Here is a 15,121-nt window from a genome sequence, read left to right on the forward strand (position 1 = left end):
ACCCCACCGGCGTCCCACTGGGCAAGGGACCGGCCGGCCGGTCGGAGCACATCGACCCGATCAACCCGGCCGCCGCGCACGACGCCATCCCGGCCGTCGACCCCCGCCTGCTCGTCCGCGAGCAGGGCCTGGCCGGATACGTGAACGAGTTCGGCCGCAAGCTCAAGGCCGGCGACCTGGGCTCCGTACCCGTCGTCCTCGGCCTGATCATCATCTGGAGCATCTTCCAGGGGCTGAACTCGAACTTCCTCGGCCCGGAGAACCTCACCAACATCGCGATCACGATGACCGCCACCGGCATGATGGCCGTCGGCATCATCTTCGTCCTGCTGCTCGGCGAGATCGACCTCTCGGTCGGCTCCGTCAGCGGCGTCTCGGGCGCGATCGTCGCCGTCCTCGCGGTCACCCACGGCGTCAACGAATGGCTGGCGATGGCGGCCGCCATCGCCGGAGGTGCCCTGATCGGCTCACTCCACGGCTTCTTCTTCGCCAAGATCGGGGCTCCGGCCTTCGCCGTCACCCTTTCGGGCCTGCTCTTCTGGTCCGGCGCGATGCTGCAGATCCTCGGCAGCAACGGCACGATCAACCTCGACTCCGACGGCGTGGTCGGGCAGCTGACCACGTACTTCTTCTCGGACGTGGCCGTCGGCTACGGGCTCGCCGCCCTCGCCGTGCTCGGGTACTTCGCCGCCACGTTCTTCGACGCGCGCCGCCGGGAGGCCGCCGGGGTCCCCTCCCGTCCGGTCGGCGAGATCGTGCTGCGCACCGGGCTCCTCGCGGTGTTCACCTTCGGCCCCGCGATCGTGTTCAACCAGTACAAGGGCCTGCCGCTCGCGGTCGTGCTCTTCCTGCTGGCCCTGGTCGCCACGGACTTCGTCCTGCGGCGCACCACCTTCGGCCGCCAGGTCTTCGCCCTCGGCGGCAGCGTCGAGGCCTCCCGGCGCGCCGGCATCAACGTCAACCGGGTCCGGATCACGGTCTTCGCGATCGCCGGCACCTTCGCGGCGATCGGCGGCCTCTTCTGGGCCTCCAAGATCGCGGCGGCCAACCAGAGCGCCGGCGCCGGCGACCTCCTGATGAACGTCATCGCGGCGGCCGTCATCGGCGGCACCAGCCTCTTCGGCGGCCGCGGCCGGACCTGGAACGCCCTCCTGGGCGTCATGGTCATCACGTCCATCCAGTACGGTCTGGCCCTGGAGGGAATCGCGACGCCGATCCAGTACATGATCACCGGCGCCGTGCTGCTCGCCACCGTGGTGATCGACTCGATCACCCGCAAGACGCAGAAGACGGCCGGACGCGCCTGATCGAGCGATCTGCGAGTGACCCGGCGGTAAGAACCGTCACAGTGCCCGGTGCCACTACGTGTGGCGCCGGGCACCTGTGCGTATGCGCATACGTACATCTGTACGGGTATGTGCCCGTTTGGTGGGTGTGGCTTCGCGCATACGTGTACAGGTATGACAAAGGCGTGACCGGACCGGAACCGCCCGATGATGGCCGCCGTGAGCGGAACATTAGACTCGACAGACCAGCAAGCAACTGCAAGGAGGCACGGGTGCTGCTGCCCCGCATCAAGGGACCGCGCGATCTGGACCGGCTCAGCCAGGAGGAGCTCGACCGGCTCGCCGCCGAGATCAGGTCCTTCCTCGTCGACGCCGTCTCCAAGACCGGCGGGCACCTCGGCCCCAACCTCGGCGTGGTCGAGCTGACGATCGCCCTGCACCGGGTCTTCGACTCGCCGAAGGACAAGGTCCTCTTCGACACCGGCCACCAGGCCTACGTCCACAAGCTGCTCACCGGTCGTCAGGACTTCGCCGGACTGCGCACCAAGGGCGGCCTCTCCGGCTACCCCTCGCGCGCCGAATCCGAGCACGACGTGATCGAGAACTCGCACGCCTCCACCGTGCTGGGCTGGGCCGACGGCATCGCCAAGGCCAACGAGGTGCTCGGCAAGGAGGACCACCACGTCGCCGCGGTCATCGGCGACGGCGCACTGACCGGCGGCATGGCCTGGGAGGCGCTGAACAACATCGCCGCCGCCAAGGACCGCCCGCTGGTGATCGTCGTCAACGACAACGAGCGCTCGTACGGCCCCACCATCGGCGGCCTCGCGAACCACCTCGCCACCCTGCGCACCACGGACGGCTACGAGCGCTTCCTGGCCCGCGGCAAGGACCTCCTGGAGCGCACCCCGGTCGTCGGGAAGCCGCTCTACGAGACCCTGCACGGTGCCAAGAAGGGGCTCAAGGACTTCATCGCCCCGCAGGGCATGTTCGAGGACCTGGGCCTGAAGTACATCGGGCCCATCGACGGCCACGACATCGAGGCCCTGGAATCCGCCCTGCAGCGCGCCAAGCGCTTCAGCGGACCGGTCATCGTCCACTGCCTCACCCAGAAGGGCCGGGGCTACGAGCCGGCCGTCCAGGACGAGGCGGACCGCTTCCACGCCGTCGGTGTCATCCACCCGGACACCGGCCTGCCGGTCAGCACCGACGCCGCCAGCTGGACCTCCGTCTTCGCCGACGAGATGGTCAAGCTCGGCAAGGAGCGCAAGGACATCGTCGCGATCACCGCGGCCATGCTCCAGCCGGTCGGCCTGAAGAAGTTCGCCGACGCCTACCCGGACCGGATCTTCGACGTCGGCATCGCCGAGCAGCACGGTGCCACCTCGGCGGCCGGCCTGGCCACCGGCGGCGCCCACCCGGTCTTCGCGGTGTACGCGACCTTCCTCAACCGCGCCTTCGACCAGGTCCTGATGGACGTGGCCCTGCACAAGTGCGGAGTCACCTTCGTCCTGGACCGGGCCGGTGTCACCGGCACCGACGGCGCCTCCCACAACGGCATGTGGGACATGTCCATCCTCCAGGTCGTCCCCGGCCTGCGCCTCGCCGCCCCGCGCGACGCGGAGCAGCTGCGCGCCCAGCTGAACGAGGCCGTCCTCGTCAAGGACGCGCCGACCGTGGTGCGCTTCTCCAAGGGCGTCGTCGGCCCGGCCGTCCCGGCCGTCGGCAGGATCGGCGGCATGGACGTGCTGCGCGCTCCGGGCGCCGAGGTCACCCTTCCGGACGTACTGCTCGTCTCGGTCGGCGCACTCGCCCCGATGTGCCTGGAGATCGCCGACCTCCTCGACAAGCAGGGCATCACCACCACCGTGGTCGACCCCCGCTGGGTCAAGCCGGTGGACGAGGCCCTGGCGCCGCTCGCCGACCGCCACCGCGTGGTCGTCACCGTCGAGGACAACAGCCGCGCGGGCGGCGTGGGATCCGCCGTCGCGCAGGCACTGCGGGACGCCGGGGTCGACGTACCGCTGCGCGACTTCGGCATTCCGTCGCGCTTCCTGGACCACGCGACGCGCAAGGAGGTCATGGCCGAGATCGGGCTGACCGCCCCGGACATCGCGCGGCAGGTCACCGGTCTGGTGGCCAAGCTCGACGGGCGCTACGACAGTGAGCCGGCCGCCGCCGTCGACTGACCGGCCTGATCATGTGGGGTTGCACGGTACGGGCCGGAAGGTCACCCTTGGGGGGTGGGCCTTCCGGCCCGTTTCGTTTCGACGAGTTCTCTTTGGTTCGATGCGGTCTCTCCTGTGAGGTGCGTCGGTGAGTACGAATCCGAATCTCAACAGCCCCTTCCGTACCAAATCGGTCGAGCAGTCCATCCTCGACACCGAAGAGCCGGAACACGCGCTCAAGAAGTCGCTCTCAGCCTGGGACCTGACCGTCTTCGGCGTCGGTGTCATCATCGGCACCGGGATCTTCGTCCTCACCGGCAAGGTCGCCAAGGAGACCGCCGGACCCGCCACCGCCCTCGCGTTCGTCGCGGCCGGTGTGGTGTGCGCGCTGGCCGCCCTCTGCTACGCCGAGTTCGCCTCGACGGTGCCGGTGGCCGGGTCCGCGTACACCTTCTCCTACGCCTCGATCGGCGAGCTGCCCGCCTGGATCATCGGCTGGGACCTGGTGCTGGAATTCGCGCTGGGCACCGCGGTCGTCGCCGTCGGCTGGTCCGGCTACGTCCGCTCGCTGATGGACAACGTCGGCGTGCACCTGCCCGCCTCGCTCCAGGGACCCGACGTGCCGGGCGGCCACTTCGACCTGCTGGCCTTCGTCCTGGTGCTGGTCCTCACCGCGATCCTCGTGGTCGGCGTCAAGCTCTCCGCCCGGATCACCGCGGTCGTCGTGGCGATCAAGGTCACAGTGGTCCTCATCGTGATCGTCGCGGGCCTGTTCTTCATCACCAAGTCGAACTACCACCCGTTCATCCCGCCCGCCGAGCCCCAGACGGGCGGCTCCGGACTGGACGCCCCCCTGGTCCAGCTCCTCTTCGGCTACGCGCCCACCAACTTCGGCGTCATGGGCATCTTCACCGCCGCCTCCGTCGTCTTCTTCGCCTTCATCGGCTTCGACGTGGTGGCCACCGCCGCCGAGGAGACGAAGCTGCCGCAGAAGGACATGCCGCGCGGCATCATCGGCTCGCTGGTCATCTGCACCGTGCTCTACGTGGCGGTCTCGATCGTGGTGACCGGCATGCAGAACTACAAGGAACTCTCCGTCAGCGCCCCCCTGGCCGACGCCTTCAAATCCGCCGGGCACCCGGTCTACGGAGGCATCATCAGCTTCGGCGCGGCGGTGGGCCTGACCACGGTCTGCATGATCCTGCTGCTCGGCCAGACGAGGGTGTTCTTCGCGATGAGCCGCGACGGACTGCTGCCGCGCTTCTTCTCGCGGACCCACCCGAAGTTCCGTACGCCCTACCGGCCGACGATCCTGCTCGGTGTGATCATCGCGATCGTCGCCGGCTTCACCAGCATCAACGAACTGGCGACCCTGGTGAACATCGGCACCCTGTTCGCCTTCGTCGTCGTGGCGCTCGGGGTGATGGTCCTGCGCCGCACCCGGCCCGACCTCCACCGGTCCTTCCGCACCCCGTGGGTACCGCTGGTGCCCATCGTGTCGATCGGCGCGTCGGTCTGGCTGATGCTCAATCTGCCGGCCGAGACCTGGCTGCGGTTCGGGATCTGGATGGTGGTCGGCTTCTTCGTCTACTTCCTGTACGGCAGGCAGCACAGCCGGCTCGGACGGGGCGAGGGCATGACGGCCAACCCGGCGCGCGAGGGCCGCTGACGCCTCCGCCCGCGGGTCCGGACGGAGAGATCCGGACAACGGAGAGGTCCCGGAGCCTGCTCGGCTCCGGGACCTCTCCGCTTCACGGCCCGTGCCGTCCGGGGGCGAGGGGGTCAGCCGCCGGTGGCGGGGGACTTCTTGGCGGCCGCCGGGATCGGCTGGTCGTTTCGCAGGGCCTCCCACAGCTGACCGGCCTGCGGCTCCGCGACGATGACGCGGTTCCTGTCTATTTTGTCGTAGGCGACCGGCATCATGATCGTCTCCATGGTGTCCGGATCCACGCCCTTCATGCTCTGGGCGAAGTCCGACAGCCCCTTCAGGGAGCCGAGTTCCGAGTCGGTGGTCAGCGACTTGGTCCCGGCGTCGGCGAGCTTGTAGAGCCGGGCCGGGCTGCCGAGGGCGTCCTGCTTCTTGACCTCGGCCAGCATCGCCAGCATGAACTGCTGCTGCAGGCCTATGCGTCCGAGGTCGCTGCCGTCGCCGTAGCCGTACCGGGTGCGAACGAACTTGAGCGAGTCCGTCCCGTTCAGGCGGTGGGTGCCGGCGTCCAGCTTCAGCCCGCCCTTCCCGCCGTTGATCGGCTTGTCGAGGGTGACGCTCACTCCGCCGAGCGCGTCCACCAGGCCCTGGAACCCGGCGAAGTCCACCTCGACGAAGTGGTCGACGCGGATGCCGGACATCTGCTCGACCGTCTTGACCACGCAGGCCGGGCCGGCGAGGGAGTAGACGGAGTTGAACATGACCCGGTTCGCGGTCCCCACCGTCTTGCCGTCGGCGTCCTTGCACTCGGGCCGGGTGACGAGGGTGTCGCGCGGGATGCTCACGGCGGTGGCCCTCTTGCGGCCCTCGGGGACGTGCACGAGCATCGCGGTGTCCGAGCGGGCGCCGCTGACATCGCCGTGATCGAGGTCGGCGTTGGCGCCCGCACGCGAGTCGGAGCCGAGGACGAGGATGTTCTGCGCGTTCGGGGCGACCTTCGCGGGCCGGTTGTCCACCCCGATCGCCTGGTCCAGGTCGACGCTGTCGATGTTGCCGTTGAGGTGGCTGTACGCCCACCAGCCGGTGCCGCCGACGGCGAGCAGCAGGACCAGGAGCGTGAGCAGAACACCCCGTCTGATGCGCTGTCCGCGGGTGCGGAGGCGCTTGCGCCCTCTTCCCGCCGAGGTGTCGGGGGTTGGGCGACGGTCCGGTGTCTGGACGTCCTGGCTCATCCTGCTTCAGTCCTCAATCGTGGGGCCGGCGTGGGGGGTGGAGGGGCGCTGGAGCGGCGGGATCCGGGTGCGCGGGTGCACGCCCCCTCATTCCACGCTGACCGTGCACTATAGACAGATATTCCGACTGACGTGCGTCCCGCATCCCGGGCCGGCGGATCTGTTCGTCGAACTAGAATCCCCACGATGTGGCCGACGCCGGGCCGCGCGAAACGCTGGAGGGCAACGTCATGCGGTCGAGGTCGGGAGCCGGCGTGCAGCGGGACGGCGCGGAGACGACTGCCCGCCACGGCGTGGGAACCGCGCCGGACGGAGGAGGGCCCGTCCTCGACGGCCGCTGGCTGATGCGGGGACCTGAAGGGCTGCTCTCGGCGTACGCGCGCACCCCCGGCGGGCTGCTGCGCTGGGCCGAGACCGAGCCGGGCGGGCCGCGGTGGCGGGGGCCCGACTTCTTCGCAGCCCCGGACGTGACCTCGCTCTCCGTGGCCCAGGGTCCGAACGGCTTCGTCCACTTCGTCGGCCGCCGTACGGTGCGCGGAAAGGCCGGCGCGAGCGTCGACGTCGCGCACGCGATCCAGTACCAGACCGGCCGGCCCCTCGGTGAGTGGAAGTCGCTCGGCAATCCGCACCGCGACTCGGCCCGTGGCGTGTACGTCGGGAACCCGGTCGTCTCGGTCGCCGCGAACGGGGCGGCGTACGTCTTCCTCGCCAATGCCTCCGGCGACCTCGCGGTCTGCCGCGAATCGGCGGCCGGCAAGTGGCTCCCCTGGCAGGGCGTCAAGTGCCGGGGCGTGCGTTCCGACATGGCCCCGGTGCCCCTCGCGTCGGGGCTCATGGAGGCCCTGGTGCCCACCGAAGCCGGGGCCATGAGGTGCTGTCAGCCGGAGCCGGACGCCGCTCTGGCGCGCACCCCGGACCTGCCGTTGGTGCCGGCCGAGCAGAGCGTCGTGGGTATCGAGACGGCGCCGGGCCGGGCCACCTACTACTGGACCGACCCGGAGACCACAGGCCTCCAGGCGTACCGGGAGGGCGGCTGGGTGATCCCGCTCGGCGGCAGCGCGGCCGAGGGGCGCGTCTCGGCCCTGCGGACGATGATCGACGGATACGACTGCACGATCCTCGCCTACCGGGGCCTGGACGGCCACGTCGTCCTCGGCGCTTTCGGCACCGGGAACGAGGGCGCCGGTGTGTGGTGGGAGCCGACCGGCGAATGGTGCGCGGCGCCCCCCGCCCTCGCGCTCGACCACTTCGGGCGGGTCGTCGTCGCCTTCCTCGATGCCGATGGCGGCCTGCGGATCGCCCGGCAGGGCACTGGGCGCAGTTTTGTAATGGACCGATCAGTCCAGGTCTGATCGGATCGATCCCTTTCCGTCCATGGTTCTCCGGGGTGGGGGCGGACTCTATGTGTGATGGCCCCCACAGTGAAACCCCTGGTTTGCCGCAAGTTCATTTCAGGTGCGTAACGGCCGCCCGGAAACCTTGGCCGTGGATAGACGCCCCGTAACGGCCTATGTAAAGGTTGCGTAATGCTGGATCGGGTGGAACGGGATGGTCCCGTTCTGCATCTTCCAGAAAAGGTTTTGATGCGGATGTCCCGGGAGTAGCGGCACCAGGGGCATGGGCGGTGGCTCGTGATCTTGGATGGTGCGGAAGTCTGTGAGCCTCAAGAACCCTGAGGCGAGTGCTCTGGTTGCGTCTTACCGTTCGCTGCTGCCCGTACGAGCCCGCCGCAAGATCGTCCGCAAGGTGCCGCGTCCGCTGCGCCAGGCCGTCATGGCCTTCCTCGCCTCCTTCGACTCGCTCCGCTCCGCCCTCGCGGTCCGCGCACTCGGCGGCCGCAGCCGAGGTGCCCGGCACAGCGCACGCGGTGCGATACGCGTCGTACGCCTCGGCGGAAAGCACGTCAGGACCGTAGTCGTGCCCGGGGCCACCGAATGGGCGGCCCGCGCACGCAACCTGCACCTGCTGGTCAGCATGCTCGAAGAAGCGGACATCGATTTCTTCTGCATACGCGGCACCGAGAACAGGCTGCCCTGCGTGGCCGTCCCCTCGGTCTGGCGCGAGGACGCGGAAGAGGTCCTCCAGATCGGCTTCGGGCACAACCCCGGATACGTCGGCGAGGGCTCCGGCGCCTCCATGCGCTCCGGCTCCACCTCCGCCGCCTGGCGCAGGCTCCGCCACGCCAAGGTGCTGCGCCTGGCCTGGAACGTCTGCGACCCCTCCGGCCACCTCGTCTTCGGCCCCGAATCCGGCGTCGAACTGGAGTTCTGGGGCCAGGACGGCGAGGAGTACGTGGCTCCGCGCCCCAACAGCGTCGTGACCAGCGCCGGGGTCGGCGTGGAACGCCGGCTGGCCGAGCAGAAGCTCTTCAGCCCCGTCCCCCAGCTCTACACCACGGGCCTGACGCGCACCCTCACCGAGTTCACCGCTCCGCTCCCCGGCGACCACGTCTACCCCGTCGACGTCGTCTACACCTGGGTCGACGACTCAGATCCGGTCTGGCGGGCCGCCAAGGAGGCGGCCCGGGGCACCGCGGGCAAGGGATCCGGATCGCCCCTGCACGAACAGGCCGCCAACGACTCCCGCTTCAAGAGCCGCGACGAGCTCCGCTACTCGCTGCGCTCGATCCACCAGTACGCCCCCTGGGTGCGCAACATCTTCCTGGTCACCGCCGGCCAGGCCCCCGGCTGGCTCAACACGGAGTTCCCCGGCCTGCGCGTGGTCGACCACCGCGAGATCTTCTCCGACCCCGCCGCCCTGCCGACCTTCAACTCGCACGCCATCGAGAGCCAGCTGCACCACATCGAGGACCTCTCGGAACACTTCCTCTACCTCAACGACGACGTGTTCTTCGGTCGGCCGGTGGAGCTCGGGCACTTCTTCCACCCCAACGGTCTGACCAAGTTCTTCATGTCCAAGGCCCTCATCCCGTCCGGCCGCAACGGCGACGCGGACCTCCCGGTCAACGCGGCGGGCCGCAACAGCCGCAGCCTGATCGCCCAGCAGTTCGGCACCTTCATCTCCCAGAAGATGAAGCACACGCCGCACGCGCTGCGGCGCAGCATCCTCGCCGAGATCGAGCAGGTCCACGAGCGGGCCCACTGGGCCACGCAGCACGCCACCTTCCGCTCCCCGCACGACGTGCCCATCGCGTCCTCGCTGCACCACTACTACGCCTACCACTCGGCCCGGGCGACGGTGGCGGACCTGCGGTACACGTACATCGACATCGGTGACGACAAGGCCCAGCAGCGGCTCGACCGGCTCGTCGCGCGCCGCGACTTCGACACCTTCTGCATCAACGACACCGTGACGCCCGCCGATCCGGACGCCCAGGAGCGGATGGTCACCACCTTCCTGGAGACGTACTTCCCCGTCCCCAGCCCCTACGAGATACCGGGCGCGACCGGCCTTCCGGTGCGACGCGTCAACGAGTTGGGACGTGTACGGGCATGAGTGGCCTGCGAGCCGGCCTCGGCGCAGTGCGCAGGCGGCTCCTCAAGCTCAACGCCGCCCGCCGCGCCTGGCGGCTGATGGTGCCCGTCCTCGTCCCGAGGAGGGCCAAGCGCTCCGCCCTGCTGCTGTACGCCGCCGTGCTCGACGGGCAGACGGTGAACCTGCACGCCGAGCTGCCGGTCACGGCCGGCATCCCGGACAGCGCTGAGATCGTCCTCGGCAGCGGCCGCAACCGCTACGCCGTCCCCGCACGCATCCGAACCGACCGCGACGGCCGCGTGCTCGTGGACGCGGCCGTGCTGCTCGGCGCCGAGATGGGAGGGGCCCCGGTCACCCCGGGCCGCTGGAAGCTGCGGCTGCGGACCAGGGCCGGGCGCTCCTCGCGCAACCTGCCGCTGATGCTGAGCGGCCCGCCCTCGGTGTACGAGGGCGGGGCGACCGGGCCGATGGCCTTCTCGCCCGTCACCGGCCGCCGCCACCGCATCGTCCGCAGCGCCACCGGCGAGGCACGCATCATCTGCAGCGCCCCGAAGCCGGGGGTGGAGGTCGTCCATCTCCATATCGGGCATTCCGGTATCCAGGTCGATTTCCGTGTCCTCGGCATCAAGGCCGAGGACGCGTGGTGCGAGTTCGCCGCGTCGGGCCGCCGGATCACCGCCTGGCCCGCCGAGACGGAGCCCGGCGTCTGGCGCGTAGGCGTGCCGCTGTCGGAGATGACTCCCGCGGGGCACCGGAACGAGCACTGGGACATGCTGTTCTGCTCCGAGGGCCGCCGCTCGGTGCGCGTGGCCCGCAAGCTGCACGACGTGCGTGACCCGCAGCGGGTCTTCGCAGCACGCAGGATCGTGGTGGCGCCCGGTCCAGAGAATTTGATCATGGTCGAATCGCGGTACACGGCAGCCGGGAACCTCCGGTTCACGTGCAGTACCGCGGCCGGGTGAGGAAGAGTATGAAGGTCACGTTTCTGCTGACCGCGGCAGACGCGATGAGCGACGCCGAACGCACCGTGTTCAACCAGGCGGCCGAACTGGCCGCCATCGGATACGACGTGTGCGTCCTCAGCGTCTTCAAGGTCCGCCGCCGCCGCTTCGTGCCACCGGACGCAAGGGTCCGCACCCGCTTCCTCATCGAGGCCGGCGGCGCGACCCACCGGCCGGTCCGCGACTCCGGGCTCGACGAGGCGCGCTCCGCCGCGCTCGCTTCCGTACCCAGCGCGGTCGTCGAGCGCCGCTGGGACAACCGGTTCAACCGGCTCGCCGACATCGAGCTCGAGTACGCGTTGCAGAACACGGACGCCGACGTACTCGTCAGCACCTCGCCAGCGCTCATGGCGTACACCGCGGCGTTCGTGGCCACCGGGGTGCTCACGGTCCACCACGAACAGCGGGTCTCCGAGCTGGGCGGCCCCGAGGGCGAACCGCTGCTCAAGCACACTCCCCGGTTCGACGCCGTCACCTTCCCGAGCCCGCGGTCCTACGAATGGTTCATGGAGACCTTCGGCGCCGGCAATCCGCAGCTCGACGTGATCCCGCCCGCCCCGCTCGCCGGCTTCCGCCCCCGCTCCACGCTCCAGACCCGCATCGTCATGCTCAGCGCCCCCCTGGTGGAGCGGGCCGGACTCGTCGACGCCCTCAAGGCCTGGGCGACCATCGCCCCGAACCACCCCACCTGGTCCCTGCGCGTCATCGGCGAGGGCCCGCAGATCGGCCTCCTGCGCCGCCTGCGCAATCAGCTCGGCCTGCACGGCAGCGTGCACTTGATCAGCGAGGCCCCGTTCCTCGCCGAGGAGTGGGCCAAGGCGAGCATCGCCCTGTGCTCCTCCCAGTCCGAGGCGGGCGGCCTCTCCCTGATGGAGGCGCAGACGGCCGGTGTCCCCGTCGTCGCCTACGACTGCCCCAACGCCCCCCGGGACGTGGTCCAGGACGGCCGCACCGGCATCCTGGTCACACCCGGTGACACCGAGGCGCTCGCAAGCGTCATCACGCGGCTCATCGAGGACGATCCGCTGCGCCACGCCATGGGCGGTGCCGCCCTCGAGGCGGCCGCCCGCTTCGAGGCGACCCACGTCACCGCCCGCTGGGACGGCCTCTTCAGGCTGCTCGCCGCGGGCCGCGACTCCGGATCCCGCGCGGCGTCCAAGGCCGCCCGGCTCGCCGCCCACGCGCTGCACGCCGGCAACGACGGGGCCGCCCGCGCCGCGGCCGCCGCCCCGGCCAGCACCTCCCGCACCAAGCGGTTGCGCGACACGGAGGAGCGCATCCTCAAGCACCGCCGCTCCCTGGTGCGCGACGGCGGCCAGCTCTGCCGGGTCATCGACTCCGAGTCGCCCTTCGAGATCTCCTCCAGCAACCTCGCGCTGGCGGCCGACGCGCTGGAGCGGGCCCGCATCCCCTACTTCGTCGTCCGGGACACCAAGGTGCGCCACTCGGTCGCCGTCCACGCCGAGCACCGCGACGAAGTCCTCAAGGTGCTCGCCGAGACCTACCCCGGGGAGCCCGTCTACATAGCGCTGGTCAACGACGCCGACTCACCGACCCTCACCACCCTCGCGGAATTGGCCACCGACCACATCGGGGCCACGTTCGCCGGCGTGCGGGTCTACCAGAGCGCCGTCACCGCCTCCCGGACCCTGCGCCTGACTGCCGCGTACGGCTGCACCATCTCCTTCTGGGAGGAGGACCCGCAGGACCCGGAGTTCTTCCTCTCCCCGACCCGTACGCTCATCGGCGCACGCGTGCCCCGGCCCGCGCTGCGCCAGGCCTCCCTGGTCCTCGGCGGCCGGACCTACCCGTCCATCGAGCCGTACGCCCAGACCCTGCACCACGACTTCGGCTTCCCCATCGACGCCGTCTACACCTGGGTCGACGGCGCGGACATGGCCTGGCTGGAACGGAAGAACGCCGCCCTGTCCGCGATGGGCATCGTCACCGAGGACGCCGCCACCAGCGCCGCACGCTTCCGCAACCGTGACGAGCTGCGCTACTCGCTGCGCTCGATCGACATGTACGGACCCTGGATCCGCAACATCTACCTGATCACGGACCAGCAGGTGCCGGCCTGGCTGGACACCAGCCACCCCCGGGTGCGCGTCGTCGACCACTCCGAGATCTTCGGCACGGCGGGCAGTCTCCCCACGTACAACTCGCACGCCATCGAAAGCCGGATGCACCACATCGAAGGGCTCTCCGAGCACTTCCTCTACTTCAACGACGACATCTTCCTGGGCCGCCCGGTCCAGCCGAACCTGTTCTATCTCAGCAACGGGCAGGCGAAGCACTTCACGTCGTCGAACGCCATTCCGATGAGTGCCATCACCGAGGGCGACGAGTTCAGCCGCATGGCGGCGAAGAACAACCGCGAGCTCATACGGCAGATGTTCGGCCGGACCCTCGTGAACTCCTTCGTCCACGCCCCGCACCCGCTGCGGCGCAGCATCATGTTCGACCTCGAGTCGCATTTTCCCGAGGCGATGCAGCGCACCGCCCACGCCCAGCTGCGCAGCCCCACCGACGTGTCGACCGCCTCCTCGCTGCACCACTACTTCGGCTACTACACCGAGCGCAGCGTGCCGGGCGGACTGAGCGCCGGTTTCGTGAACGTCGGCCTCAGCGAACAGCTCCAGAAGCTGAACACCATCCTCACCGCACGCGCGAACGACACCTTCTGCCTGAACGACTATCACGACGGCGACGTTTCGGAAGACGAGCAGGACGCGATCCTGGCCGGCTTCCTGCCGAGCTACTTTCCGGTTGCCAGCCAATTCGAATTCGGATCACCGAGGAACCAGCGCTTCCACGCCGGTCTGCTCCCCGGGTTCCCGCTGTAGGAGACAGGACTGTTCATGAGCAAGATCTGCGTGGTCGGAAACTCCGTGGCCAAGTCGCGGAAGCCGGAGGAGTCTCCGCTGGCGGGCTGGGGACAGTTCCTCACGGAGTTCGTGATGCCGTATCACGAGGTGCGCAACTACGCGCGGGACGCCATGACGGCCCGTACCTACTTCCTGGAACGGCTTCCCACCCTCCTCGAACTGCTGGAGCCGGGCGACATCGTCCTCATCGACTTCGGCACCGTCGAACAGCGCTTCGACAACCCGATGCGCTACCACGGGCCGCGTGAATTCAAGGAATTCATGTACCTGTACGTGGAGGCCATCCGGGCCCAGGGCGCCGTGCCCGTCCTGATGACCTCCGCGTCGCGGTGCACGTTCGACAACGAGGGCAATGTCGCCGACACCCTCGGCGAGTACCCGCAGCTGATGCGCGAGGCCGCGGCCGAGACCGGCGCCGGCCTGGTGGACCTGCACGCCTTCACCACGCGGATGCTCCAGGAGCTGGGCCCGCAGCGGGCCCGCCAGTACTTCCGCTGGGTGGACGCGGGGGAGCACCCCAACCACCCCGACGGCTTCATCGACTCGACGCATTTCAACGAGATCGGTGCCCGCGAGGTCGCCCGCATCGTGGCCATCGGCCTGCACAACTCCCCGGTCGTACCGCATGGGTTCGTCAACCCCGAAGCCGTCGCGATGGCCCCACAACTACCGCCGCCAGCCGCCGAGTTCACCGTGGAGAAGCCCGAGTTCGCCCTGTATTCCGACCAGCGCTACGGCAACGCGCCGGTCTTCGGCTCGCCCTCGGCCGGCAAGCTCATCAGCGCCATGGGCAAGTTCTCGGGCACCGCCGACCCGGGCACGAGCTACCTGCTGTTCTTCGAGAACGGCGGCTACGCCGGCGGTACGCGCGTCAGCCAGGAGGGCAAGTGGCTGTGGCGGCGGGTGCTCAACTGGACGGCGGGCGATCACATCCTGCAGGCCGTCGGCATCACCGGCCACGGTCCCACCCCGGTCGCCACCCTGCCGTTCACGGTCAAGGACTGGGTGGCCCCGCCGGTCGTGACCTCCCCGAAGGACGGCGGTTACGCCGGTACCCGGCCGCGGTTCACCGGTACGGCCGAGCCCGGCGTCTCGAAGATCGCGATCCTGGAGAACGGCCGCCTCATAGCCTCGGTGGCCGTGGCCCCGGACGGTCAGTGGAAGGTCACCCACCCGCACGTCTGGAAGCCCGGCACGTACACGCTGGACTTCGTGGCCGTCTTCAGCGCCATCCACTCGGTGCCCGCCCGGATCACCATGAGGGTCCACGGCGTCCCGGAAGACAACTGGATCCGGCAGTCGGCGCTCGTCTCGCGCGAGCCCTGCTCCGACAACCCCTGCGAGCACTACCCGTACGGCGGCGGCCACTGATTCGGCGCCCTGCCCCTTCCCGCCGGCCCCGCCGGCCGGAAGGCCGACGGGAAAGCCCCGCACACCAGGTGATGCTGTTGGTTAATCCGGGG

The 15,121-nt window shown here is 69.6% G+C and carries 9 protein-coding genes; 8 read left to right on the forward strand and 1 reads right to left on the reverse strand.

Translation table 11 applies throughout. The annotated features are described in order from the left end of the window. Positions 1-17 precede the first annotated feature (17 nt). The 3 genes from J7E97_RS29870 (at position 18) to J7E97_RS29880 (ending at position 5,123) form a co-directional block, all read left to right on the forward strand. Complete coding sequence (locus J7E97_RS29870) at positions 18-1,307, forward strand: sugar ABC transporter permease (protein ID WP_215033816.1); 1,290 nt, start codon at positions 18-20, stop codon at positions 1,305-1,307. Between the two features lie 251 nt (positions 1,308-1,558). Beyond that, a complete protein-coding gene (dxs, locus tag J7E97_RS29875; RefSeq protein WP_215033804.1) occupies positions 1,559-3,475 on the forward strand; it encodes a 1-deoxy-D-xylulose-5-phosphate synthase in 1,917 nt (638 codons plus the stop codon). Positions 3,476-3,602: 127 nt separating this feature from the next. Beyond that, positions 3,603-5,123 carry an amino acid permease gene (locus J7E97_RS29880; RefSeq protein WP_215033806.1) on the forward strand — a complete coding sequence of 507 codons (1,521 nt, stop codon included), beginning with the start codon at positions 3,603-3,605 and terminating at the stop codon, positions 5,121-5,123. Between the two features lie 113 nt (positions 5,124-5,236). Here J7E97_RS29880 and J7E97_RS29885 read toward each other — a convergent pair whose 3' ends face one another. Next, entirely contained in the window at positions 5,237-6,334 is a 1,098-nt protein-coding gene (locus J7E97_RS29885) for an LCP family protein (protein ID WP_215033807.1), read from the reverse strand. A gap of 188 nt (positions 6,335-6,522) precedes the next feature. On the opposite strand from J7E97_RS29885, the gene J7E97_RS29890 reads away from it, so the two are divergent. From J7E97_RS29890 to J7E97_RS29910, 5 genes are all read left to right on the forward strand, one after another. Next, on the forward strand, positions 6,523-7,686 hold the full coding sequence (locus J7E97_RS29890) for a hypothetical protein (protein WP_308346845.1): 1,164 nt from the start codon (positions 6,523-6,525) through the stop codon (positions 7,684-7,686). Positions 7,687-8,107: 421 nt separating this feature from the next. Further along, positions 8,108-9,790, forward strand: coding sequence for a stealth family protein (locus J7E97_RS29895; RefSeq protein ID WP_251055370.1), 1,683 nt, complete (start codon positions 8,108-8,110; stop codon positions 9,788-9,790). After that, entirely contained in the window at positions 9,787-10,731 is a 945-nt protein-coding gene (locus J7E97_RS29900) for a hypothetical protein (protein WP_215033811.1), read from the forward strand. The genes J7E97_RS29895 and J7E97_RS29900 overlap by 4 nt, the downstream gene beginning before the upstream one ends. 8 nt (positions 10,732-10,739) lie before the next feature. Next, positions 10,740-13,616, forward strand: coding sequence for a stealth conserved region 3 domain-containing protein (locus J7E97_RS29905; protein ID WP_215033813.1), 2,877 nt, complete (start codon positions 10,740-10,742; stop codon positions 13,614-13,616). A gap of 15 nt (positions 13,617-13,631) precedes the next feature. Next, positions 13,632-15,029, forward strand: coding sequence for a GDSL-type esterase/lipase family protein (locus tag J7E97_RS29910; RefSeq protein WP_215033815.1), 1,398 nt, complete (start codon positions 13,632-13,634; stop codon positions 15,027-15,029). The last annotated feature ends 92 nt before the right edge of the window (positions 15,030-15,121 follow it).

The sequence above is a fragment of the Streptomyces sp. ISL-66 genome, from assembly GCF_018614135.1.
Classification (GTDB): domain Bacteria; phylum Actinomycetota; class Actinomycetes; order Streptomycetales; family Streptomycetaceae; genus Streptomyces.

Bases quoted from the DNA above. Each gene is read 5' to 3' on its own strand.
- J7E97_RS29885 (WP_215033807.1), bottom strand. From the start codon at position 6,334: ATGAGCCAGGACGTCCAGACACCGGACCGTCGCCCAACCCCCGACACC.
- J7E97_RS29895 (WP_251055370.1), top strand. From the start codon at position 8,108: ATGGCCTTCCTCGCCTCCTTCGACTCGCTCCGCTCCGCCCTCGCGGTC.
- J7E97_RS29900 (WP_215033811.1), top strand. From the start codon at position 9,787: ATGAGTGGCCTGCGAGCCGGCCTCGGCGCAGTGCGCAGGCGGCTCCTC.
- J7E97_RS29905 (WP_215033813.1), top strand. From the start codon at position 10,740: ATGAAGGTCACGTTTCTGCTGACCGCGGCAGACGCGATGAGCGACGCC.
- J7E97_RS29910 (WP_215033815.1), top strand. From the start codon at position 13,632: ATGAGCAAGATCTGCGTGGTCGGAAACTCCGTGGCCAAGTCGCGGAAG.